Source organism: Streptomyces sp. LBL, assembly GCF_029893585.1.
Lineage (GTDB): Bacteria > Actinomycetota > Actinomycetes > Streptomycetales > Streptomycetaceae > Streptomyces.
This window is the reverse complement of the sequence record NZ_JARXYX010000008.1, coordinates 146,067-167,766: the sequence shown is the minus strand read 5'-3', so window position 1 is coordinate 167,766 and position 21,700 is coordinate 146,067. Positions and strand designations below refer to the sequence as shown.

Here is a 21,700-nt window from a genome sequence, read left to right as displayed (position 1 = left end):
CAGCACGTACGGGTGAAGCCCTCTCGGCCCCGTCCTGGATGAGGGTGCAGCGCGTGCTGATGCCGGACTCGGAGGCCGAGTCGTGGACCGTGCTCGGGGACGACCACGTGGCGGTCGCGCCGATCGAGCGCTACCTGGCCTGGGGCGAGAAGTCACCGAACACGGTCAAGGCGTACGTCCACGATCTGAAGGACTGGTTCGTCTACCTGGTGGCTTCCGAAACCGCCAGAGCCAACGCCTCCGATCACACTGCGCAACCACCCGAAGGGCCCGCAGCAAGCTGACGACCCATCAAGTTTGTTGACCCAGGAAACCCCCGGATGCCATACGGGTGGCACTCGAATTGATTATTATTGGGGCCTCTTGGCTTACAGTAGAGATCCTCTCCTGCTTCATTGCTGCTACTTTTTTTTGACTTGCCACCAATGGCAGAGTCATTTGGTGGATGAGCCATGACTTCACGAAAATTCTCAAGGAAAGGAATCGGATAATGGATGCCACTACATGGGTGAGTCACCGGGACTACCGCCTCTTCAAGGGAAATCGACTCGCCTGCATTGACACAGAAGCGGGCAACATCATCACGTTCGGCGGGACGATCGCCGATCACGGTACCTACAAGCACCTGCCGGAGGACTTCAAGCTGGGGGTCGACGCCACTACGTGGGTATATGGCAAAGACTACCGCCTCTTCAGGGGCCGTCGACTGGTCTGTATCGACACGGAGGACGGGAACTCTGTCACGTTCGACGGTAAGATCGCCGACCACAACACCTACAAGAATCTGCCGGAGGACTTCAAGCTGGATATTGATGCCACTACGTGGGTCAGCCACAGGGATTATCGCTTGTTCAAGGGTGACCACCTCGTGTGCATCGACACGACAAACGGTAACGCCATCACCTACGACGGTAGAATTGCCGATCACGGCACCTATGAGAACCTGCCGAAGGAGTTCAAGCTGGGGGTCGACGCCACTACGTGGGTAAGTGGCAAAGACTACCGCCTCTTCAGGGGCCGTCGACTGGTCTGTATCGACACGGAGAACGGGAACTCTGTCACGTTCGACGGTAAGATCGCCGACCACGGCACCTACAAGAACCTCTCCTCTTTCTGGACCAGTTGATGCCGAACTGGTCGAGAGGCCATTCGGGCCCCGTCAAGGGGTTCCCGTAGCGCCCACTGAAAAACGCCGATGCCCCGGGTGTCAGCTTTCGAAGTCGGCTGCACAGATGCCCGAAGTGGTCTGCACTCGCTGATGGCGGATCGCGCTGGGGCCAGCCAGGAGAGCCTGGCTGGCCCATCTTCTCTTGTCAGACCTTGTTCACCGGTTCTTGGAGTTCGGTGACCCACTCGTTGTGGTTGCCGGGGCATTCCAGGTTGATCTCTCGGGGGTAGCCGGCCGAGCGGTAGCCGTTGGCGTCGATCCAGCGGCCGAGGGTCTGGACGGTGGGCAGGACGCGTAATTCGTGCTGCAGAGCACGGGCAGTGCCGCCAAGGCCGGGACCGTGGCGTTCTGCACGCTGCTGCCCGCCGTGCTCGCTGCGCTCGTCAGCGGTCCGGTCATCGACCAGATGGGCCGACGGCGGGTGAGTGTCGCCTCGGATCTCGCCTGCGGGGTCGCCGTTGCGGCGATCCCGCTTCTGCAGTTCGCCGGCATCCTGCAGTTCTGGATGCTGTGCGTGCTGATGGCGATGACAGGGCTGTTCCGTGCGCCGGGTGAAGCCGCTCCCGGCGTCCTGTTGCCCACGCTCGCCGAACGCGCCGGAATGCCGCTGACCAGGGCCGCCGGGCTGTACGACGGTGCGGCACGCTGTGCGGCTCTGACGGCATCCGCTCTCGGAGGTGTGCTGATCGCCGTACTCGGAGCCGCCAACGTCCTGTTGGTAGATGCCGCGACCTTCGCCGTGGCCGCGCCACCTTTCGCGTTCGGGGTGCGCGGCATGCCAGAGGCACGGGCCCAACGACGGGCCGAGCCGACGACGCTGCGGGCCTACCGTCGTGAACTCGCTGAAGGGTATCGCTTCGTGGCGGCCACGCCGCTGCTGCTGGGCCTGTGCCTGATGACCCTGGTCACCAGGGGACTCGACCAGGGATGGAGCGCCGTGCTCCTGCCCGTCCATGCCCGTGAGGAGCTTGACGGTGCCGTCCATCTCGGTCTGCTGAACGCGTCGTTCGGGATCTGCGCTCTCACCGGGGCGCTGGTCTACGGGGCGGTGGGCAGCCGCTTTCGGCGGTGGCCCGTGTTCACGATCGCCTTTCTCATCGGGGGCCTGCCGCGCTTCGTGGTGGCCGCCTTCACCGACACCTTCACCCCGCTGGCTCTGACGATGGCGGTAGAGGGTCTCGCCTTCGGTGTACTCAACCCGATCATGGCCACCGTGACGTATGAGACGGTCCCGGAGGACCTGCGCAGCCGCGTGCTGAGCGCGACAACGGCCTCGGTCCAGCTGGTCACTCCGCTTGGCGGACTGGCCGCAGGCTTGCTCGTGGACTCGGTCGGCCTGCCCTCCACGCTGCTGGCGGTTGGCGGTGTGTATCTGCTCGCCACGCTGTGTCCAGTGATCTTCCCGGCCTGGAGAAGGATGGACCGTACCGGTTCTCCCCACGCCAGGGCGAAGGGCTCGCCGCTGCGAGGCTCGGGGTCGAAGCGGGTGTAGAGGCTCGGGCTGTTTGTGCCTAGGCTGTCTTCCGCCCACGGACCGCCGCACGGAGTCGCCCGGCCGCCGCGACGATTGACAACACGGAACGGGCGGCATCGTGATCACGATGCCGCCCGTTCCGTCGGTGCGTCAGCGCCGCTTTCGTCGGTGCCCATCATCGAGGAATGGGGCCGCGGAGGGGCGAGGTCGTCCGAGGCCGTGGGTGCGGACGCTTCGGCGGGGCGTACTGAGGTGGCGCCGGGGCCGCTCATGCGGGGGTCTCACGCTTCTCGCCGTCCGGCTCGGACGTGATCTGATAGGACAGCAACTGCTGGAACAAGCCCGGCTGTTGGGAGAGCTGGGCGTAGGTGCCCTCCTGGACGATTTTGCCGTCGTCGAGGACCACGATGCGGTCGGCGATGGCGACATTGGTGATGCGGTGGGTCACCAGCAACACCGCCCGGTCCCGGGCGAGGTTTCGCAGCCGCTGGAAGATGCGGTACTCGGCGCGGGGATCCAGGTTCGCCGTCGGCTCGTCGAGGACCAGCAGACCGGCCTGGCGGAAGAACGCTCTCGCCAGGGCGATGCGCTGCCACTGGCCGCCGCTGAGTTCCTCCCCGTTGAGCCACTCGCGGGCCAGGAGGGTGTCCAGGCCGGCACCGAGCTTGTCGACGACTTCGTCGGCGTCGGCCGCTTCGCACGCCTCGCGGACCGCCGCGTCGCCGCGCGCCGTGGGCTGACCCTGGGTCACGTTCTCGCGCACGGTCAGTGGCCAGTGCGCGTAGTCCTGCGGCACGAGGGCGACCTGCTGCCACAGAGCCTGCGGATCGGCGTCACCGGTGGGGACACCGTCCCACAGCACCTGCCCGTCCGTGGGCAGGTAGAGGCCGCTGACCAGCTTCGACAGCGTCGACTTGCCCGAGCCGTTGAAGCCCACCAGCGCGGTGACCTCGCCCCGGCGCAAGGTGAGGGAGACGTCGGACAGCGCGTCGCGGTCCTTGCCGGCGTACCGGTGGGTGACCGACTTGACCTCGATCGTCCCCGGCGACTCGGGACGGCGCGGGCCCCGGCGCATGCGGAAGCCGCCGGCCTTGTCGAGGAAGCCGGTCCAGTCGTCCATGTACAGCCCAGTCCGCACTGCGCGCGCACCGACGGCCACCAGACCGCGGACCGACATGCCTACCGTCTGCAGGGCGAAGACGGCCGTCCCGGCATGCCCGACGGTGATCCGGCCGGTCGCGAGCAGCCACACGACCGCCGCCCACACCACCGCCGAGCCCAGCCCTCCGCACACCGCGCCGACCAGGGACATCCGGGCTCCCTTGTCGGCCGCGGCCCGGTCCTCGCGGTTGATCCGGGCGACCGTGTGCCGGTACCGGCCGGACAGGAAGCCGGCCATGGTGCCGGCGCGGATCTGGTCGGCGGCGTCCTTGGTGTAGATGTGCCAGCGCAGCACCGACAGCATCCGGTTGTCGCCGTTGCTGCGCAGATTCGCCAAGTACCGGACGCGCGCAGCGCTCACCTGAGCCAGGGCCTGCGGCAGGCTGGCTGCGACGAGGAGCGGGAGAAGGACCCAGTGCACGCCGGTCAGCACGATCGCCCCGGCGAGGAAGCCGGCGCCCGAGGCGATCAGGTCCTGGCCCTCGTTGATCAGGTCGCCGGTGACCTGGGCGCCGCGGTCGGCGGCTTCCCGGTCACGGTTGAAGTCGGGGTCGTCGTACGCGCACAGCTCGACCTCGGCGCAGCCGGTCAGCAGCATCTGCTCGGCCTCGCGTGACATCAGCGGGCCCAGCCGGGAGGACAGCCAGTTGACGGTGATTCCGAGGAGCGCGCGCACACCGGCGGCACCGGCGAGCAGGGCGACGGAGGGCCACGCCTGAAGGAGCCGATGGTAGACGTCTCCCTCGCGCAGCAGGGCGGTCAGGGTGCCGGCGATGGCGATCAGGCCCAGGGCCTGCATCATGCCGGTGACGGTCTGGCACAGCAGAAGGCCGACGGTGGCGCGTCGATCGACGCGCCAGGCGAGAGCCAGCGAGCGGCGCACCAGCTGCGGCAGGCGTCGGGCCATGTCGCGCATCCGGATCGAGCGGCCGGCCGCCTCGCGGCTGCCGGTCAGGTCGACGTACCGCATCTGCGGCTCGGGAGCGGACGGGTGCGAGACGCCACTCGGTGCGGAGGGGGCGGTGGGGGACGCTGCGGGGGTGGTGCGCGGTCCCGGGACACTGGCGGCTGATGCATCGGTGGGCTCACTCATGCCGCCCACCCCGTATCCGGACGTGCTGAGCTGAGCTTGCCGTCAACGTTGTGCGTGATCACGCCGGGCCGCCGTTCGATTCCAGGAGTCTGCTGCAAGGGGGCAGGGGTGGGGTGCATGGCGTGTCCTCCGTCTGGGCGTCGGTGTGGCATCGATGCTCTAAAAACGCGCTGGACCTGGTCCCGTCACGGCCCGATCGGAGGGCATTTGGTGAACGGGAGTTCTCATCCCAGGGGCAGGGCGTGCGGGCTCTGGGCGGACGCGGCTCAAACTCGTTCGATCAGGGCGGTTCACTCCTTCAGGGGGTTGCGGACAGCACGGACCGGGCCGCAGCGGAAGTCCGCGGCGGCCGTGCGGTAGGCACGGCCACGAGTACATGCCGGAGAACGGATACCTGGGCTCTCGTCGGCAGGTGCGGCAGTGCCGGAGCGGGGCAAGGCCCGCCAGGTCCACCCCGGCGATGTGACATCTCGTGACAGATGAGAGGGTCAGGCGGGTGAGTGAGACACCGACGAACACCCTGCAATACCGCTTTGACGGGCCAGAAGACGCTCCCGTCCTGATCCTGGGTCCCTCCCTGGGTACCACCTGGCACATGTGGGACCGGCAGGTCCCCGAGCTGGCGAAGCAGTGGCGGGTCTTCCGGTTCGACCTGCCGGGGCACGGCGGTGCGCCCGCGTACCCGGCAGGTGCCGTCGGAGACCTCACCGCGCGACTGCTCGCCACCCTCAACGGCCTCGGTGTGCAGCGCTTCGGCTACGCGGGCTGTGCGCTCGGCGGCGCGGTCGGGATCGAGCTGGCCCTGCGCCATCCCGAGCGTCTCGCCTCACTCGCGCTGATCGCCGCCTCGCCCCGCTTCGGCACGGCCGACGAGTTCCGCCAGCGCGGGGTGATCGTGCGGACGAACGGGCTCGACCCCATCGCCCGTACGTCCCCGGACCGCTGGTTCACCGGTGGTTTCGCCGCCGCGCAGCCCGCCATCACCGAGTGGGCCGTGCAGATGGTACGCACCACCGACCCCGGCTGCTACATCGCCGCCTGCGAGGCGCTGGCCTCGTTCGACGTACGGGGCGAACTGGCCCGGGTCGGTGTCCCGACGCTCGTCCTCGTCGGCTCGGACGACCAGGTCACCGGCCCCGCCGAGGCCCGCACCCTGGTCGCCGGGATCCCGGACGCCCGGCTCGCCGTCGTCCCCGGGGCCTCCCACCTGGTACCGGTCGAGCAGCCCGGCGCCGTCACCGACCTGCTGGTCAGACACTTCTCCACCGCCTGGCAGCCCGGCTTCGACTCCACCACCGGTATGACGGCGATCCAGGCGGCCCCGGTCAAACCGATCCTGGCCGCCGCGCCGCCGCAGCCCGCGCAGCCGATCGCCGAGATCGCCCCCGCCGCCGTCGAACCGCAGGTCATGGGCCGCCCGGACCCGTACGACGCCGGCCTCAAGGTGCGCCGTGAGGTGCTCGGCGACGCACACGTCGACCGGGCGATGGCCCAGGCCGACGAGTTCTCCGGGGACTTCCAGGAGCTCATCACCCGCTACGCCTGGGGCGAGATCTGGGACCGGCCCGGCCTGGACCGGCGCACGCGCAGTTGCGTCACCCTCACCGCCCTGGTCGCGGGCGGCCACCTCGACGAGCTCGCGTTCCACACCCGCGCCGCCCTGCGCAACGGCCTCACCCCGGCCGAGATCAAGGAAGTGCTGATGCACGCGGCCGTCTACTGCGGGGTTCCGGCGGCGAACAGCGCGTTCAAGGTGGCCCAGCAGGTCATCCGCGAGGAGACGACCCCCACCGAGTGAGCCCCGCGCGCGCGGCGGAGGCAGGATGGACGTCATGAAACTGACGAAAATGTCGCACGCCTGCGTCCGCCTCGAGAAGGACGGGCAGACGCTCGTCCTCGACCCCGGCGGATTCAGCGAGGAGGACGCCGCCCTCGGCGCGGACGCGATCCTCGTCACGCACGAGCACCCCGACCACTTCGACGAGGGGCGGCTGCGGGCGGCCCTGGCGGCCGACCCGGCCACCGAGATCTGGACCCTCGGATCGGTCGCCGAGCAGATCTCCGCCGCCTTCCCCGGCCGTGTCCACACCGTCGGCCACGGCGACACCTTCACCGCCGCCGGCTTCGACGTCCAGGTCCACGGCGAGCTGCACGCGGTCATCCACCCGGACATCCCGCGGATCACCAACGTCGGCTACCTCGTCGACGGCGGCAAGGTCTTCCACCCCGGCGACGCGCTCACCGTCCCCGACCACGCCGTGGAGACGCTGATGCTCCCGGTGATGGCCCCCTGGAGCAAGCTCTCCGAGGTCATCGACTACGTCCGCGAGGTCGGGCCGCAACGTGCCTACGACATCCACGACGCCCTCCTCACCGACCTCGCCCGCCCGATCTACGACGGTCAGATCGGCGCCCTGGGCGGCACGGACCACCTGCGGCTGACGCCGGGGGAGTCGGCCGAGGTGTGACGCCCCCTCCGGGGTCCCGGGCGGGCGGCGTTGTCAGACCCGCCCGGTAGGTTGTGAGACATGCGCATCGCGACCTGGAACGTGAACTCGATCACCGCCCGCCTGCCGAGGCTCCTGGCCTGGCTGGAGAGCAGTGGCACCGACGTGCTCTGCCTCCAGGAGGCCAAGGTCGCCGAGGCCCAGTTCCCGTTCGACGAGCTGCGCGAGCTGGGCTACGAGGCGGCGGTGCACGCCACCGGCCGGTGGAACGGCGTGGCGGTGATCTCCCGTGTGGGCGTCGAGGACGTGGTCAAGGGCCTGCCCGGCGACCCCGGCTACGACGGCGCCCCGGAACCCCGTGCCCTCTCCGCGACCTGCGGCCCGGTCCGTGTCTGGTCGGTGTACGTGCCGAACGGCCGCGAGGTGGACCACCCGCACTACGCGTACAAGCTCCAGTGGTTCGAGGCCCTGAAGGCGGCTGTCGCGGGCGACGCGGCGGGCAGCCGCCCCTTCGCGGTGATGGGCGACTACAACGTGGCTCCGACCGACGACGACGTGTACGACAGGGCCGCCTTCGAGGGCTCCACCCACGTCACCCCCGCCGAGCGCGCCGCCCTCGCCTCCCTGCGCGGGGCCGGCCTGTCCGACGTGGTCCCGCGGCCCCTCAAGTACGAGCACCCGTTCACGTACTGGGACTACCGCCAGCTCGGCTTCCCCAAGAACCGCGGTATGCGCATCGACCTGGTGTACGGCAACGAGCCGTTCGCGAAGGCCGTGAAGGACGCCTACGTCGACCGCGAGGAGCGCAAGGGCAAGGGCGCCTCGGACCACGCGCCCGTCGTGGTCGACCTCGACGTGTAGCCGCGCAGCAGCCGCAGGTCCACCGGCTCCCCGAGCGCGGCCAACCCCGCGTACCCGGGATGCAGATGGTCCCCGCTGTCGTAAGGAGACACCGGAGACAGGTCGACGAGCGATGCGCGAAGCCCTCGTGAGGTCGACCCCATCGAAAGCCCGCGCGCCTGTGGTGCGCAGGGTGGGGTGAATGACACGCTGGGCGTATGAAGATCCCTTTTCTGGGCCACCGGCACGACAAGCCCGGAGCCCCCGACCCCGAGGGCATCGCCGACCTCCTCTCCGAGTGTGAACTGCTGCGTTCGCAGGCGTCCCGGGAGGGCATCCAACTCGACGACACCGCGGCCTCGTTGGAGGCGCTGGACCAGTTGGTGCCGCGCTGGCGGGACGACGAGGAGGTGCTGCCCTGGCTCGGCAACGACGCCGGGCTCTACCTCGGCACGGTCGTCGTACGAACCGTCCCGGGCGCTGCCTGGGACCTCCGGCCGGACGGCCAGCCCGTGATCCGGCTCGACTCCGGCCGTGAGTTCGACGTCGTCGCCTCCGGTCACGAGTGGGCCTCCAGCGGGGCGCCCGAACTCTCCCAGTTGTACGCCGAGGTCGCCGAAGCGTGAATCCCTGGCCCGCAGTTCGATGTAAATACGGCTAATGCCCGAAAAGTGCGTGTCGTTCATTGAAGTCGATCTTGTGCGGATAAGTTGCGGCACCTACGACACGGCTGAGAGTGAGCTGAGAGTGAGTAGGGCTGGGCATGGCCGTCGATCCTCCGATCGACTTGCGTGACGTTTGCGTGACGTCACACCGACCCGCGCAGCCACCGCGCCAAGGACTTCATCTCCAAGATCCTCAAGTACTGAGCGGGGGAGTGTGCACCGTGTTCCGCACCACTCGCGTGTCCCTCGTTCCGGTGGTCACGGCGACGGTGTCCTCGGCGCCGTCGAACCGGCCGTCGGCGCCGCCCTGTCACGCCGGCAAGGTCATCGCGTCGAACCTCGACTACGATGTGCCGTTCATCCCCGTGATGACGGTGATCTCGCCGATCGCTCCGACCGATCCAGGGACGCTGCTGCGGGTGGGGGCCCTACGGCCCCTGGACCGCAGGGGGCGGCAGTCACAGAGCCCTACCCGCCCGGCGCCGGCCGGAGATCACTGCTCGCGCAGCGGGATCGACACGTACGACGGGTCGTTCGCCGGTGAGGAGAAGGTCAGCCGAGCGCCGGACGGGTTGTGCTCGAAGGGGAGCGGGTCGACCGTGTCGACCACCAGGGCCGGCCGGTGCCCTGGGCCAGGACGTCGTAGCCGTGGAGGGCAGCTCCGGGCCGACGCCGAACGGCTTCCGGGGCGTTCGCTCGTGGAAGGCGTACGGCGAACCTAGGAAGCCCGGTGGGAGTTGCGCGCAGCCGCCGGGGTCGGCAGAGGTGCCTGCGCCGCCCGCGTCACGTCCCCGACCAGTTCGACCACATCGGGGCCGTACGCCTGTGAGTTGACGACCTTCAGAAGCAGCACGAAGGAGTTGTGGCCGTGTTTGCGGGCCAGCCGCTCGTGATTGCGGGAGAGATAGCGGGTCGCGGCCTGGTTGGTGATCGCGCGCTGGCCGCAGAACAGGAAGACGGGCCGGGCCAGGCCCGGTTCTCCGGCCGTGAGCCGGGCCAGCAGCACGTACTCGGTCAGGCCGGCCTCCATGCGGTAGCGCTCGCTGCCGATCTGGAAGGCCAGTCGGTCAGGGCCCGGGTCCGGGTCGGTGTTCACGCGCACCCCGGGCAGCATGGCGAGCATGTGGGCCGCCATGCGTCGATTCGAGCCCGGGCCGCCCACGCAGAACTCCGTCCGCTCACCGAAGCCCTGCCGGGCCGCGTCCTGGGTGATCACCTCGGCGTGTGCGCCGCAGTCCTTGATGAGCGCGGAGAGTTCGAGGAGCGCGAACACGTCGTAGCGGTGCACCGTGAGGTCGGGGCTGCCCGCGTCACGGTTGACGACCAGCAGGGACTCGGAGTTGTCGGGCAGCCCGAAGAAGGCCTGCTTGCGGCGGAGCTTCCGCTTCCACAGGTAGGTCCGGGCCAGCCAGCCGAACGCGGCACTGATACCGGCGGCCACCACGCCCAGGACGAGGTTGCGCACGTCGTCATTCATGGGCGCGCATGCTAGCGGGCGAACGGCGAACCCGTGTTCGAGACCGGTCGACGCGCCTTCCTGACGGGGGCATGGCGATCGCATAAGCTGCGCGGACGGTCTTTTGCTGGAGGTTCGGATGCGTCGCCCTGTCGCACGGAAACTGTCGGTGCTGGCGGTCTCGGCCGCCCTGGTGTCGGTGGGGGCGGCAGCTCCACCCGCCCCGCCCGGCGCCCCCGTCGGGAAAGTCCCTGTGGCCGTCGGCTACGGCGGTGCCGTCTCGAGCGTCGACGCGGACGCCTCCGCCGCCGGCATCGAGGTCCTGAAGAAGGGCGGCAACGCCGTCGACGCGGCCGTCGCCACCGCCGCCGCGCTCGGCGTCACCGAGCCCTACTCCTCCGGCGTCGGAGGAGGCGGCTACTTCGTCTACTACGACGCCAAGTCCCGTACGGTGCACACGATCGACGGGCGTGAGACGGCACCGCTGAGCGCCGACTCCGACCTCTTCGTGGAGAACGGCAAGCCGCTCGCCTTCGCGAACGTCGTCAGCAGCGGCCTGAGCGTCGGCACCCCGGGCACGCCCGCCACCTGGCAGACAGCACTCGACAACTGGGGCAGCAGAGGGCTCGGCAGCGTCCTCAAGCCCGCCGAGCGCATCGCCCGGGACGGATTCGTCGTCGACGACACCTTCCGCTCACAGACCGCCTCCAACGAGACCCGGTTCCGTTACTTCCCGGACACCGCGAAGCTGTTCCTGCCCGGCGGGCAGCTCCCGGTGGTCGGCTCGACCTTCAAGAACCCCGATCTCGCCCGCACCTACGCGGAGTTGGGCCGCAACGGCGCCGGCGCGATCTACCGCGGAGACCTCGGCGACGACATCGTCGACACCGTGAACAACCCGCCGGTGGACCCGGGTTCCGGCTGGAACGCCCGCCCCGGCGACCTCTCGGAGAAGGACCTCGCGGCCTACCGCGCCAAGCTCCATGCGCCCACGAAGACCTCGTACCGCGGGCTCGGCGTCTACTCCATCGCCCCCTCCTCCTCCGGCGGCACGACCGTCGGAGAGGCCCTCAACATCCTGGAGAACACGAACCTTTCGAAGGCCGGCGAGGTCCAGTACCTGCACCACTTCATCGAGGCGAGCCGGATCGCGTTCGCGGACCGGGGGCGCTGGGTCGGCGACCCCGCCTTCGAGGACGTACCGACGAAGGGGCTCCTGTCGCAGAAGTATGCCCGCTCGCGGGCGTGCCTCATCAAGGACGACGCGGTGCTCACCAGCCCGGTCGCGCCCGGCGATCCGCGCCACCCGGCGGCCTGCACAGCGGGCGGTACGGCGGCGCCGACGACGTACGAGGGCGAGAACACCACGCATCTGACCGTGGCCGACAAGTGGGGGAACGTCGTCTCCTACACGCTCACCATCGAGCAGACCGGCGGCAGCGGCATCACGGTCCCCGGGCGCGGGTTCATCCTCAACAACGAACTGACGGACTTCTCCTTCGCCCCGGCCAACCCGGCCGTCCACGACCCGAACCTGCCCGGCCCGGGCAAGCGGCCGCGCTCGTCGATCTCGCCGACGATCGTGCTCGACCAGCACAACAAGCCGGTGGTGGCGCTCGGTTCGCCCGGTGGCGCGACCATCATCACGACCGTGCTGCAGACCCTGACCGAGTTCCTCGACCGCGGGCTGCCCCTCGTCGACGCGATCGCCGCACCGCGGGCCAGCCAGCGCAACGCGGCCCAGACCGAGCTGGAACCGGCGCTCTACGGCAGCGAGGTGCGCAAGCACCTCGAAGCCATCGGGCACTCCTTCAAGCTGAACCCCGAGATCGGCGCGACGACGGGCGTGCAGCGCCTGCCGAACGGGAAGTGGCTGGCCGCCGCGGAGACGGTACGGCGCGGCGGCGGCTCGGCGATGGTCGTGCGCCCGGCGAAGCAGCAGAAGTAGACGGCGGTCACAACTCGGCGGCGGGCGGCGGGTCTTCCGTACGGACGACGGGCGGCGGGTCTTCCGTACGGAAGGCGAGCTGCCCGTCCGCCAGGTCCACCGTCACCCGGCCGTCCTCGCCGATCCGGCCGTCCAGCAGCAGCCGGGAGAGCCGGTTGTCGACCTCCCGCTGGATGGTGCGGCGCAGCGGCCGGGCGCCGTACTCCGGCTGGTAGCCGCGCTCGGCGAGCCAGTCGACCGACGCGTCGGTGAAGTCGACGGCGATGCGCTGCGCGTGCAGCAGCCGGCGGGTCTTCTCCAGCAACAGCTTGGTGATCTCCCGCAGTTGGCCGGCGGTGAGCTGGCGGAAGACGACGATCTCGTCGATACGGTTGAGGAACTCGGGTCGGAAATGCTCCCGCAGCGGCCGCAGGATCTGCTCGCGCCGCGCCTCCTCGTCGGCCTCCGCGCCGCCCGCCCCGAAGCCGATGCCGGCGCCGCGCCGGGTGATCGCCTCGGAACCGAGGTTGCTCGTCATCACGATGACCGTGTTGGTGAAGTCGACCGTGCGGCCCTGGGAGTCGGTGAGCCGGCCGTCGTCGAGGACCTGGAGCAGGATGTTGAAGACGTCCGGGTGCGCCTTCTCCACCTCGTCGAGGAGCAGCAGCGAGTACGGGTGGCGGCGGACGACCTCGGTGAGCTGGCCGGCCTCCTCGTGGCCGACGTACCCGGGCGGGGCTCCGACCAGGCGGCTGACGGTGTGCCGCTCCTGGTACTCGCTCATGTCCAGGCGGACCATCCGCTCCTCACTGCCGAACAGTGCCTCGGCGAGCGTCCGCGCCAGCTCGGTCTTGCCGACACCGGTGGGACCGAGGAACAGGAAACTGCCGATCGGCCGGTCCGGGCTCGCCAGCCCGGCGCGGGAGCGCAGCACGGCGTCGGCGACCACACGGACCGCCTCGTCCTGGCCGACGATCCGTTCGTGCAGGTGCGCCTCCAGGCCGAGCAGTCGGTCCTTCTCCTCCTCGGTGAGGCTGCTGACCGGGATGCCGGTCTGCCGGGACACCACCTCGGCGATGGCTTCCGCCGTCACCTCCAGGTGCTGGCCCTCGTCCGCCGTGTCGCCACCGGTGGCCGCGGCGATCTGCTTCTTCAACTCGCCGATCCGGTCCCGTAGTTGCGTGGCCTGCTCGTACTGCTCGTCCGCGACCGCCTGGTCCTTGTCCTGGGTGAGCTGCTCGACCTCGCGCTCCATGGCCCGTACGTCCGTGCCCTTGGTCCGCGCCCGCAGCCGTACCCGGGCGCCGGCCTGGTCGATCAGGTCGATCGCCTTGTCGGGCAGACGACGGTCGGTGAGGTAGCGGTCCGACAGTTCCACGGCGGCCACCAGGGCCTCGTCGGTGTAGCGGATCTGGTGGTGGGCCTCGTAACGGTCACGCAGACCGCGCAGGATCTCGATCGCGTCCGCGGTGGTGGGCTCCGGCACCAGGATCGGCTGGAAACGGCGGGCCAGCGCCGCGTCCTTCTCGATCCGGCGGAACTCCTCCAGCGTGGTCGCGCCCACGATGTGCAGCTCGCCGCGGGCCAGGGCGGGCTTGAGGATGTTGGCGGCGTCCATGGAGCCGCCCTCGCCGCCGCCTCCGGCACCGACGACGGTGTGCAGTTCGTCGATGAAGACGATCAGCTCCCCGGAGTGGTCGCGGATCTCGCCCACGATCGTGTTCAGCCGCTCCTCGAAGTCCCCGCGGTAGCGGGTGCCCGCGACCACGCCGGTCAGGTCCAGTGCGAAGACCCGCCGGCCGATGAGCACGTCGGGCACGTCACCGTCGATGATCCGCTGCGCGAGCCCCTCCACGATCGCGGTCTTGCCGACGCCCGCGTCACCGATGAGCACCGGGTTGTTCTTGCCGCGCCGGGAGAGCACCTCGATCGTCTGCTCGATCTCCCCCTCCCGGCCGATCACCGGGTCGATACCGCCCTGCCGGGCCAGGTCGGTCAGATCGCGGCCGTACTTGTCCAGCGTGGGTGTGCCGGTGGAGGCCGGCCGTTCGCCGCGGGCCTGCCCGCCGTCGGGTGTCGCCTCGGGCGGCAGACCGGAGGGCGCGTAGTGGGCCGAGTTGAGGATGTGCCCGGCGGCCGAGTCCGGGTTCGCGGCGAGGGCGCTCAGCACGTGTTCGGGGCGGATGTGACCGGCGCCGCGCGCCCGGGCCAGGTCGTGCGCGTCCAGCAGGGCACGCTTGGCGGCCGGGGTCAGGGACAGCGAGGTCGGCGGCGGGGCCTCGCCCGGCTGGTGCTGGACCGGGCCGGAGCGCTGGTCGATCTGCGAGGCGAGCGCGTCGGGATCCGCGCCGGCGCGGCTGAGCAGGCTCCGGGTCGACTTGGCGGACAGCGCGGCCCGAAGCAGGTGCTGCGTGTCCAGGTCCCGGCTGCCGTGCTCGGCCGCGTACTGGGCGGCGCCCCGCACCAGCTCCCGGGCGGGCTGACTGAGCAGTCGCCCGATGTCGATCTGGCGGGGACCGGAGCGTGGTCCGCCGAAGAAGCGGGCGAGGAACTCTCCGAAGGGGTCATAGCCCTCCGGACCGGTGAAGCCGCTGGTCATGGCGTTCCCATCCGGCGTCCCTGCGCGGGCCGGGGACGCCCTCGCTGATCGACGTGCCGGAGCCGGGTAACCCGGGCGGGAGCCGGTACACACCTGGGCGCGCGTTCGTAGAAAACCTTCGCACGATCGGTGGGAGGGGGCACCTTCTGCAACACAACGCAATTAATATACCGGTATGAGAATGGCGGCATGGTGCGTAACCCTCTCACTCCCGAAGAGCGTGAACGCGGCGAACGGCTCGGCAGGTTGCTGCGCGCGGCGCGGGGCGGCAGCATGACCGAGGTCGCGGCGAGCGCCGGCATCTCCGCCGAGACGCTCCGCAAGATCGAGACCGGCCGTGCGCCGACGCCGGCCTCCTTCACCGTGGCCGCGCCTGCCCGCGCGCTCGGTCTGTCGATGGACGACCTGGCGGGGAGGTGTGCGCCGGCGCGGGCGGGAGGGGGCTTTGCCGGGGTTCCGTAGGGTGCCCTTGACGGGTTCCGTAGGGTGTCTTCCGGGCGGTCGGCGTGCAAGGGCCCGAGGTTCGGTGTCGAGGTCCCCGCACTGCCCCCGAAAACTGTTCGTAGCTCTCCCGTAACACGACTGGTGTTCCCTACGGACCGGAGTTCTCCGGTCTGGCGGGAGTTGGGCGATAATTGTGGATCAACTCCCCGTGCAGGTACGGGAGTTCGCGAACTACCTGGACGCTCTCCTGGCACGCCTCGACCAGGGCGGCGGTTGGTGCGGTGTGTTCTGGGAGCGCGACCCCGACGGCATGCAAGCCTGCCTCGACGGCCGCGAGATGCCGCCGTGGGACGTCGTGGAGGCCCTCCTTCAGGACCTCGCGACGGCGTACGGTCCCCAGGTCGCCGGCGCCGAGACGGAACGCGCCCGTGCGCTGCACGCCGCCGCGCTCGTCGCGTACGACGCACGTCCCGATGGCAGGGACGCCCTCGAGGACCGCTTCGACGTCATGCTCCGCGAGCAGCGCTACGCCATCGAACGGCAGGCGGAACTGGGCCGGCTGCTGGCCTCCGCCACCACCCAGGAGGAGGCCGACGCCCTCCGCCTCGACCTCGCCTGGGCCCGCGACGACCACGCCCGCGCGACCCGCCGCTGCGCCGAGATCCGCTCCCGTATGACGTACCTGGACCGGCGTACCACGGACCAGCAGGCACAGGCGATCCGACGCGAGGCAGTCGGGGAGGGCGCTGTGATCCGGACGCGCGAGGAGTTCCGGGCGGAGGGAGCGGGGACGGACGTCGGACGGCCGGACGGACGGGGCGCCGGGGGTGCTCCGCACGGTGCCTCACATGACGCCGGGCGCGGCGGGGGTGCAGCGGGACCGGAGGGCCGCGGGCCCGGCGGTGCGCGATCGACCAGCCAGGACGCCCCGGGCGAGGGGCGGAACGGGGGCGGTTCGTACGGCAGCCAGTCGGACGGGCACGGCTCGGCCCCGGCCCGGTCGGATGGGCCCGGTGCGTCGTCGGACGGACAGGTCGCCGACGGGCCCGGCTCGTACGGCGAGCGGGCCTCGTCCACCGAGCAGCCGGACGGGCCCGCCTCGCACGGCGAGCATCCCGACGGGCTTGGTATGCACGACGGGCGTGGCGCGCGCGACCGCGGCTTCCCGCAGATGCCGAGCCGGCGCGATCACGACGCGCGGCCCGCCGCCGCAGCGACCGGTTGGCTGGAGGCGGCGGAGGAGACCGCCGCCGGGATACGGGACGGTCGCGAGGCGCGGCGGCAGGCTCCTGCGGGTCCTTCCCTGCCCGACGGCTCCGCCCATCCCGTCCCCGGTGCCTACGGTGCACATCCAGGCTCCGGTGCCCATTCGGCCACGTCCCCCGCATACGACCCCCGCCTGCGCACCACCGCCCCTCCGCAGTCCCATCCCGGCTACGACGCCTCGGCTCCGCAGCCGACGTCCACCGACGCCCCCGTCACCCCTCAGCCGGCCCCCGCGGCCAAGCAACGCAAGCGTCGCCGGAGCAGTGCCCGCTTCGCCGGTATGACCGAGGGGACAGCCGCCCCCGTCGCCGTACCGCCGACCGCCGTACCGGATCTGCCCATGACGCCCATGACGCCTGTGACGCCCGAGGTCGGCGGCCGCACTCAGCGCGGGGCCCGGTTCGCCGGGGCAGCGCGGGCGGACGCGCGGGCTGACGCGCTGTCGGAGCCGGGGGCCGAGTCGTTGGACGCGGGGGGCCGGCGGGAGGCGGTCCGGACCGTGGAGCGGCTCATGCGGCTGCGCGTCGAGGGCCGCAGCGGTGAGGCACACGCCCTGCTGATCGAGCTCGCGTACTGGCCCGCCGCCCGCTACCCACTGCTCGCCATGGAGATGCAGCGCGCCGGGCTGGGCGCCGACTGGGCGACCCTGCTCTGGGAGGCAGCCTCGCTGCCCGCCGACCGGCTCGTCGCCGCCGCCGACGCGCTGGTCGAGGCCGGGCGCAGCATCGACGGCGAGCAGATCCTGCGGCAGGGCGTCGGGCGGCCCGCCGCCGAGGTCGGGAAAGCCGTGCTCGCGCTGGCGACCGAGGGCCGTCACCGCGAGGTCCGCGCCCTCCTCGACGCCTACGTGCGCGTCCGCACCCCTGAGGAGGCCGCCCGCAGTGCCGAACCCGACCCGGACACGCTCGTCCCGCTCCTGGTGGAGGCAGCCCAGGGCGTCTCGGACGAGCGCCACTGGGACCTGGTGCACGCACTTCGCGTCGCAGGATTCAGCGCCTGACTCTCTGCAGAGCCCCTCCCTGTCCGACGCAGAGCCCCCTGTCCGCCGCAGAGCCCCCCTGTCCGCCGCAGAGCCCCCCTGTCCGCCGCGCAGAGCCCCTCCCTGCCCCTCCCCGACGCCCCGCTGAGCTTCCCCCGACGCGCTCCGAGCGCCCCCGGACGCACCTCCGTGCTCCCCTCCTCCCGCCGAGCTCCCTGGCACTCCGCTCACCGGCCCAGCGACTCACCCACAGAGGTGTGAAACGTGATCGACTCAGCGGGTTAACGACGATGGTCTTGGCAAGCCCCTTCAGGAGGCTTACGTTCGTCCCTCTACAGCCTGCGTCTACGGGCGTAGATTTTCTTACGCTCGTCAAAGGAGCAGCTCATGGCCAACGTCGTACGTGCCGCTCTGGTCCAGGCCACCTGGACCGGCGACACCGAGTCCATGGTGGCGAAACACGAGGAGCACGCCCGCGAGGCGGCCCGCCGGGGCGCCAAGATCATCGGCTTCCAGGAAGTCTTCAACGCTCCCTACTTCTGTCAGGTCCAGGATCCGGAGCACTACCGCTGGGCCGAGCCGGTGCCCGATGGGCCGACCACACGTCGTATGCGGGAGCTCGCGCGCGAGACGGGCATGGTCGTCGTCGTCCCGGTCTTCGAGGTCGAGCAGTCGGGCTTCTACTACAACACCGCGGCCGTGATCGACGCGGACGGCACCTTCCTCGGCAAGTACCGCAAGCATCACATCCCGCAGGTCAAAGGCTTCTGGGAGAAGTTCTACTTCAAGCCGGGCAACCTCGGCTGGCCGGTCTTCGACACGGCCGTCGGCAAGGTCGGCGTCTACATCTGCTACGACCGTCACTTCCCCGAGGGGTGGCGGCAACTCGGCCTGAACGGCGCCCAGTTGGTGTACAACCCGTCCGCCACCCACCGAGGTCTCTCCTCCCATCTGTGGCGGCTGGAGCAGCCGGCGGCCGCGGTCGCCAACGAGTACTTCGTCGCCGCGATCAACCGGGTGGGCGTCGAGGAGTACGGGGACAACGACTTCTACGGGACGTCGTACTTCGTGGACCCGCGTGGCCAGTTCGTGGGGGAGACCGCGAGCGACAAGGAGGAGGAACTGGTCGTCCGCGACCTGGACTTCGATCTCATCGAAGAGGTGCGGCAGCAGTGGGCGTTCTACCGCGACCGCCGTCCCGACGCCTACGAGGGGCTGGTGCAGCCGTGACCAGGGACCTGATGGCCCGCCACCGGAGCGTGCTGCCCGACTGGCTGGCCCTCTACTACGAGGAGCCGCTGGAGATCACGCACGGCGAGGGCCGGTACGTCTGGGACGCCGAGGGCAACAAGTACCTCGACTTCTTCGGCGGCATCCTGACGACGATGACCGCGCACGCCCTGCCCGAGGTCACCAAGGCGGTGAGCGAGCAGGCCGGGCGGATCATCCATACGTCCACGCTCTACCTCAACCGGCCGATGGTCGAACTCGCCGAGCGTGTCGCCCAGTTGAGCGGCATCCCGGACGCCCGCGTCTTCTTCACCACCTCCGGCACCGAGGCCAACGACACGGCCCTGTTGCTGGCGACGACGTACCGCCGCAGCAACACGATCCTGGCGATGCGCAACAGCTACCACGGCCGTTCCTTCAGCGCGGTCGGCATCACCGGCAACCGCGGCTGGTCCCCGACCTCGCTGTCGCCGCTGCAGACGCTGTACGTCCACGGAGGCGTGCGCACGCGGGGTCCGTACGCCTCGTTGAGCGACGAGGACTTCATCGCCGCCTGTGTCGACGATCTGAACGACCTCCTCGGCCACACCCGCCCGCCCGCGGCTCTGATCGCCGAGCCGATCCAGGGTGTCGGCGGCTTCACCTCACCCCCGGACGGCCTGTACGCGGCCTTCCGCGAGGTGCTGCACGAGCGCGGCATCCTGTGGATCGCCGACGAGGTGCAGACCGGCTGGGGCCGCACCGGCGACCACTTCTGGGGCTGGCAGGCCCACGGGCACAACGGCCCGCCCGACCTCCTCACCTTCGCCAAGGGCATCGGCAACGGCATGTCCATCGGCGGCGTGGTGGCTCGCGCCGAGATCATGAACTGCCTGGACTCCAACAGCATCTCGACCTTCGGCGGCACCCAGATCACCATGGCGGCGGGTCTCGCCAACCTGACGTACCTCGTGGAACACGACCTCCAGGGCAACGCCCGGCGCGTCGGTGGTCTGCTCAGGGAGCGGCTGCAGGCGGCCGGGGCGCAGATTCCGGGCGTACGGGAGGTGCGCGGACGCGGGCTGATGCTGGGCATCGAACTGGTCAGGCCCGGCACCGACCAGGCCGATCCGCAGGCCGCGGCAGCCGTGCTGGAGGCGGCCCGCGAAGGCGGGCTGCTCATCGGCAAGGGCGGCGGGCACAACACCAGCGCCCTGCGGGTGGCCCCGCCGCTGTCCCTGACCGTCGCGGAGGCCGAGGAGGGCGCCGCGATCCTCGAAGCCGCTCTGAGGAGCATCCAGTAACAGCATCCAGTAACACCGTCAAGCGACACCATCAAGTAACACCGTCCTGAGCAAGGGAATCCGCGCCCCGGTGAAGGGCGCAGCCGCGGTGAGGGGCGCAGCCGTGGTGAGGGGCGCAGCCGTGGTGAGGGGCACGGGGCGGCGTCCCTGTGCCGCTCCGCCGCAGGGCGCGACCAGCCACCGACATCGGCCACCGACGCCGACCACCGACGACCCGCATCTTTCGACCACGACCCAGCGGAGCGTTCACACATGAGCAGCCGTACCGTCATCCGCGGTGGTCTCGTCATCACCGCGTCCGACGAGATCCACGCCGACGTCCTGATCGAGGACGGCCGCATCGCCGCCCTCGCCGCCTCCGGCACTCCGGCCGCTGCGGCCTGGACGGCCGAGCGCACCATCGACGCCACCGGGAAGTACGTCATCCCGGGAGGCGTCGACGCACACACCCACATGGAGCTGCCGTTCGGCGGCACCTTCGCCTCCGACACCTTCGAGACCGGCACCCGGGCCGCCGCCTGGGGCGGGACGACCACGATCGTCGACTTCGCCGTGCAGAGCGTCGGCCACACCCTGCGCGAGGGCCTGGACGCCTGGCACGCCAAGGCCGAGGGCAACTGCGCGATCGACTACGGCTTCCACATGATCGTCTCCGATGTGAACCAGGAGACACTCAAGGAGATGGACCTTCTGGTGGCGGAGGGGGTGACCTCATTCAAGCAGTTCATGGCCTACCCCGGTGTGTTCTACAGCGACGACGGCCAGATCCTGCGCGCCATGCAACGCTCCGCCGAGAACGGCGGCCTGATCATGATGCACGCGGAGAACGGCATCGCGATCGACGTCCTCGTCGAGCAGGCACTCGCCCGCGGGGAGACTGACCCCCGCTATCACGGCGAGGTCCGCAAGGCCCTGCTGGAGGCTGAGGCCACGCACCGCGCCATCAAGCTGGCGCAGGTCGCCGGCGCGCCCCTGTACGTCGTGCACGTCTCCGCGATGGAGGCGGTCGCCGAGTTGGCCAGGGCGCGTGATCAGGGGCTCAACGTCTTCGGCGAGACCTGCCCGCAGTACCTCTTCCTGTCCACGGACAACCTTGCCGAGCCCGACTTCGAGGGCTCCAAGTACGTGTGCTCGACGCCGCTGCGCCCCAAGGAGCACCAGGCCCACCTGTGGAAAGGCCTGCGGACGAACGACCTGCAGGTCGTCTCCACCGACCACTGCCCCTTCTGCTTCGTGGGCCAGAAAGAGCTCGGCCGGGGCGACTTCTCGAAGATCCCCAACGGCCTGCCGGGCGTCGAGAACCGCATGGACCTGCTGCACCAGGCCGTCGTCGACGGGCACCTCTCGCGCCGCCGCTGGATCGAGATCGCCTGCGCGACCCCGGCGCGGATGTTCGGTCTGTACGGGAAGAAGGGCACCATCGCGCCGGGCGCGGACGCCGACGTCGTGATCTACGACCCGACCGCCGAGCAGGTCATCTCGGCGGACACCCACCACATGAACGTGGACTACTCGGCGTACGAGGGCAAGCGGATCACCGGACGGGTCGAGACCGTGCTGTCGCGCGGCGAGATCGTCATCGAACAGCGCGAGTTCAAGGGCCGGGCAGGTCATGGCACGTACACCCCGCGCTCCACCTGTCAGTACCTCAGCTAGGAGCAGCCAGAG

At 70.2% G+C, this 21,700-nt stretch carries 16 protein-coding genes and 2 pseudogenes; 13 read left to right on the top strand and 5 right to left on the bottom strand.

Annotated elements, in window-relative coordinates; genetic code table 11:
- Nucleotides 1-53: 53 nt before the first annotated feature.
- Both M2271_RS12175 and M2271_RS12170 read left to right on the top strand, forming a co-directional pair.
- Nucleotides 54-284 (top strand): hypothetical protein, encoded by a 231-nt coding sequence (locus M2271_RS12175; protein ID WP_280887165.1) that lies wholly within the window; start codon nt 54-56, stop codon nt 282-284.
- A gap of 161 nt (nt 285-445) precedes the next feature.
- Nucleotides 446-1,126: a hypothetical protein gene (locus tag M2271_RS12170; protein WP_280887164.1), complete on the top strand. Its 681-nt coding sequence runs from the start codon at nt 446-448 to the stop codon at nt 1,124-1,126.
- Nucleotides 1,127-1,313: 187 nt separating this feature from the next.
- Here M2271_RS12170 and M2271_RS12165 read toward each other — a convergent pair.
- Nucleotides 1,314-1,460: pseudogene (locus M2271_RS12165) on the bottom strand (MerR family transcriptional regulator); the annotation flags it as partial.
- 9 nt (nt 1,461-1,469) lie between these two features.
- Between M2271_RS12165 and M2271_RS12160 the strand changes: the two are divergent.
- Nucleotides 1,470-2,660, top strand: coding sequence for an MFS transporter (locus M2271_RS12160; protein ID WP_280887163.1), 1,191 nt, complete (start codon nt 1,470-1,472; stop codon nt 2,658-2,660).
- Between the two features lie 250 nt (nt 2,661-2,910).
- On the opposite strand, the gene M2271_RS12155 is transcribed toward M2271_RS12160, so the two are convergent.
- Entirely contained in the window at nt 2,911-4,773 is a 1,863-nt protein-coding gene (locus M2271_RS12155; protein ID WP_280887271.1) for an ABC transporter ATP-binding protein, read from the bottom strand.
- 619 nt (nt 4,774-5,392) lie between these two features.
- Here M2271_RS12155 and pcaC point away from each other — a divergent pair.
- The 4 genes from pcaC to M2271_RS12135 all read left to right on the top strand — a co-directional run bounded on the left by pcaC (nt 5,393) and on the right by M2271_RS12135 (nt 8,809).
- Nucleotides 5,393-6,694, top strand: a complete 1,302-nt coding sequence (pcaC, locus tag M2271_RS12150; RefSeq protein ID WP_280887162.1) for a 4-carboxymuconolactone decarboxylase — start codon at nt 5,393-5,395, stop codon at nt 6,692-6,694.
- Between the two features lie 34 nt (nt 6,695-6,728).
- Nucleotides 6,729-7,364: an MBL fold metallo-hydrolase gene (locus tag M2271_RS12145; RefSeq protein ID WP_280887161.1), complete on the top strand. Its 636-nt coding sequence runs from the start codon at nt 6,729-6,731 to the stop codon at nt 7,362-7,364.
- A 60-nt stretch (nt 7,365-7,424) separates the two neighbouring features.
- Complete coding sequence (locus tag M2271_RS12140) at nt 7,425-8,204, top strand: exodeoxyribonuclease III (protein ID WP_280887160.1); 780 nt, start codon at nt 7,425-7,427, stop codon at nt 8,202-8,204.
- 197 nt (nt 8,205-8,401) lie between these two features.
- Nucleotides 8,402-8,809 carry a DUF6278 family protein gene (locus M2271_RS12135; protein ID WP_280887159.1) on the top strand — a complete coding sequence of 136 codons (408 nt, stop codon included), beginning with the start codon at nt 8,402-8,404 and terminating at the stop codon, nt 8,807-8,809.
- A 532-nt stretch (nt 8,810-9,341) separates the two neighbouring features.
- Here M2271_RS12135 and M2271_RS12130 read toward each other — a convergent pair.
- Nucleotides 9,342-9,564 (bottom strand): annotated as a pseudogene (locus tag M2271_RS12130) (acyl esterase); the annotation flags it as partial.
- Nucleotides 9,565-9,566: 2 nt separating this feature from the next.
- Nucleotides 9,567-10,325 (bottom strand): hypothetical protein, encoded by a 759-nt coding sequence (locus M2271_RS12125; protein WP_280887158.1) that lies wholly within the window; start codon nt 10,323-10,325, stop codon nt 9,567-9,569.
- Between the two features lie 118 nt (nt 10,326-10,443).
- Here M2271_RS12125 and ggt point away from each other — a divergent pair, with 118 nt between their 5' ends.
- Entirely contained in the window at nt 10,444-12,252 is a 1,809-nt protein-coding gene (gene ggt / locus M2271_RS12120) for a gamma-glutamyltransferase (RefSeq protein WP_280887157.1), read from the top strand.
- A 7-nt stretch (nt 12,253-12,259) separates the two neighbouring features.
- Here the strand turns inward: ggt and M2271_RS12115 are convergent, their stop codons facing one another.
- A complete protein-coding gene (locus tag M2271_RS12115) occupies nt 12,260-14,830 on the bottom strand; it encodes an ATP-dependent Clp protease ATP-binding subunit (protein ID WP_280887156.1) in 2,571 nt (856 codons plus the stop codon).
- 189 nt (nt 14,831-15,019) lie between these two features.
- Here M2271_RS12115 and M2271_RS12110 point away from each other — a divergent pair, with 189 nt between their 5' ends.
- The 5 genes from M2271_RS12110 to hydA all read left to right on the top strand — a co-directional run bounded on the left by M2271_RS12110 (nt 15,020) and on the right by hydA (nt 21,688).
- Nucleotides 15,020-15,292, top strand: coding sequence for a helix-turn-helix transcriptional regulator (locus M2271_RS12110; protein ID WP_280887155.1), 273 nt, complete (start codon nt 15,020-15,022; stop codon nt 15,290-15,292).
- Nucleotides 15,293-15,461: 169 nt separating this feature from the next.
- Nucleotides 15,462-17,540: a hypothetical protein gene (locus M2271_RS12105; RefSeq protein WP_280887270.1), complete on the top strand. Its 2,079-nt coding sequence runs from the start codon at nt 15,462-15,464 to the stop codon at nt 17,538-17,540.
- A gap of 366 nt (nt 17,541-17,906) precedes the next feature.
- Nucleotides 17,907-18,749, top strand: coding sequence for a nitrilase-related carbon-nitrogen hydrolase (locus tag M2271_RS12100; RefSeq protein WP_280887154.1), 843 nt, complete (start codon nt 17,907-17,909; stop codon nt 18,747-18,749).
- Nucleotides 18,746-20,032 (top strand): aspartate aminotransferase family protein, encoded by a 1,287-nt coding sequence (locus M2271_RS12095; RefSeq protein WP_280887153.1) that lies wholly within the window; start codon nt 18,746-18,748, stop codon nt 20,030-20,032. Before M2271_RS12100 ends, M2271_RS12095 begins: the two co-directional genes overlap by 4 nt.
- Before the next feature lie 252 nt (nt 20,033-20,284).
- On the top strand, nt 20,285-21,688 hold the full coding sequence (hydA, locus tag M2271_RS12090; protein ID WP_280887152.1) for a dihydropyrimidinase: 1,404 nt from the start codon (nt 20,285-20,287) through the stop codon (nt 21,686-21,688).
- Nucleotides 21,689-21,700 lie beyond the last annotated feature (12 nt).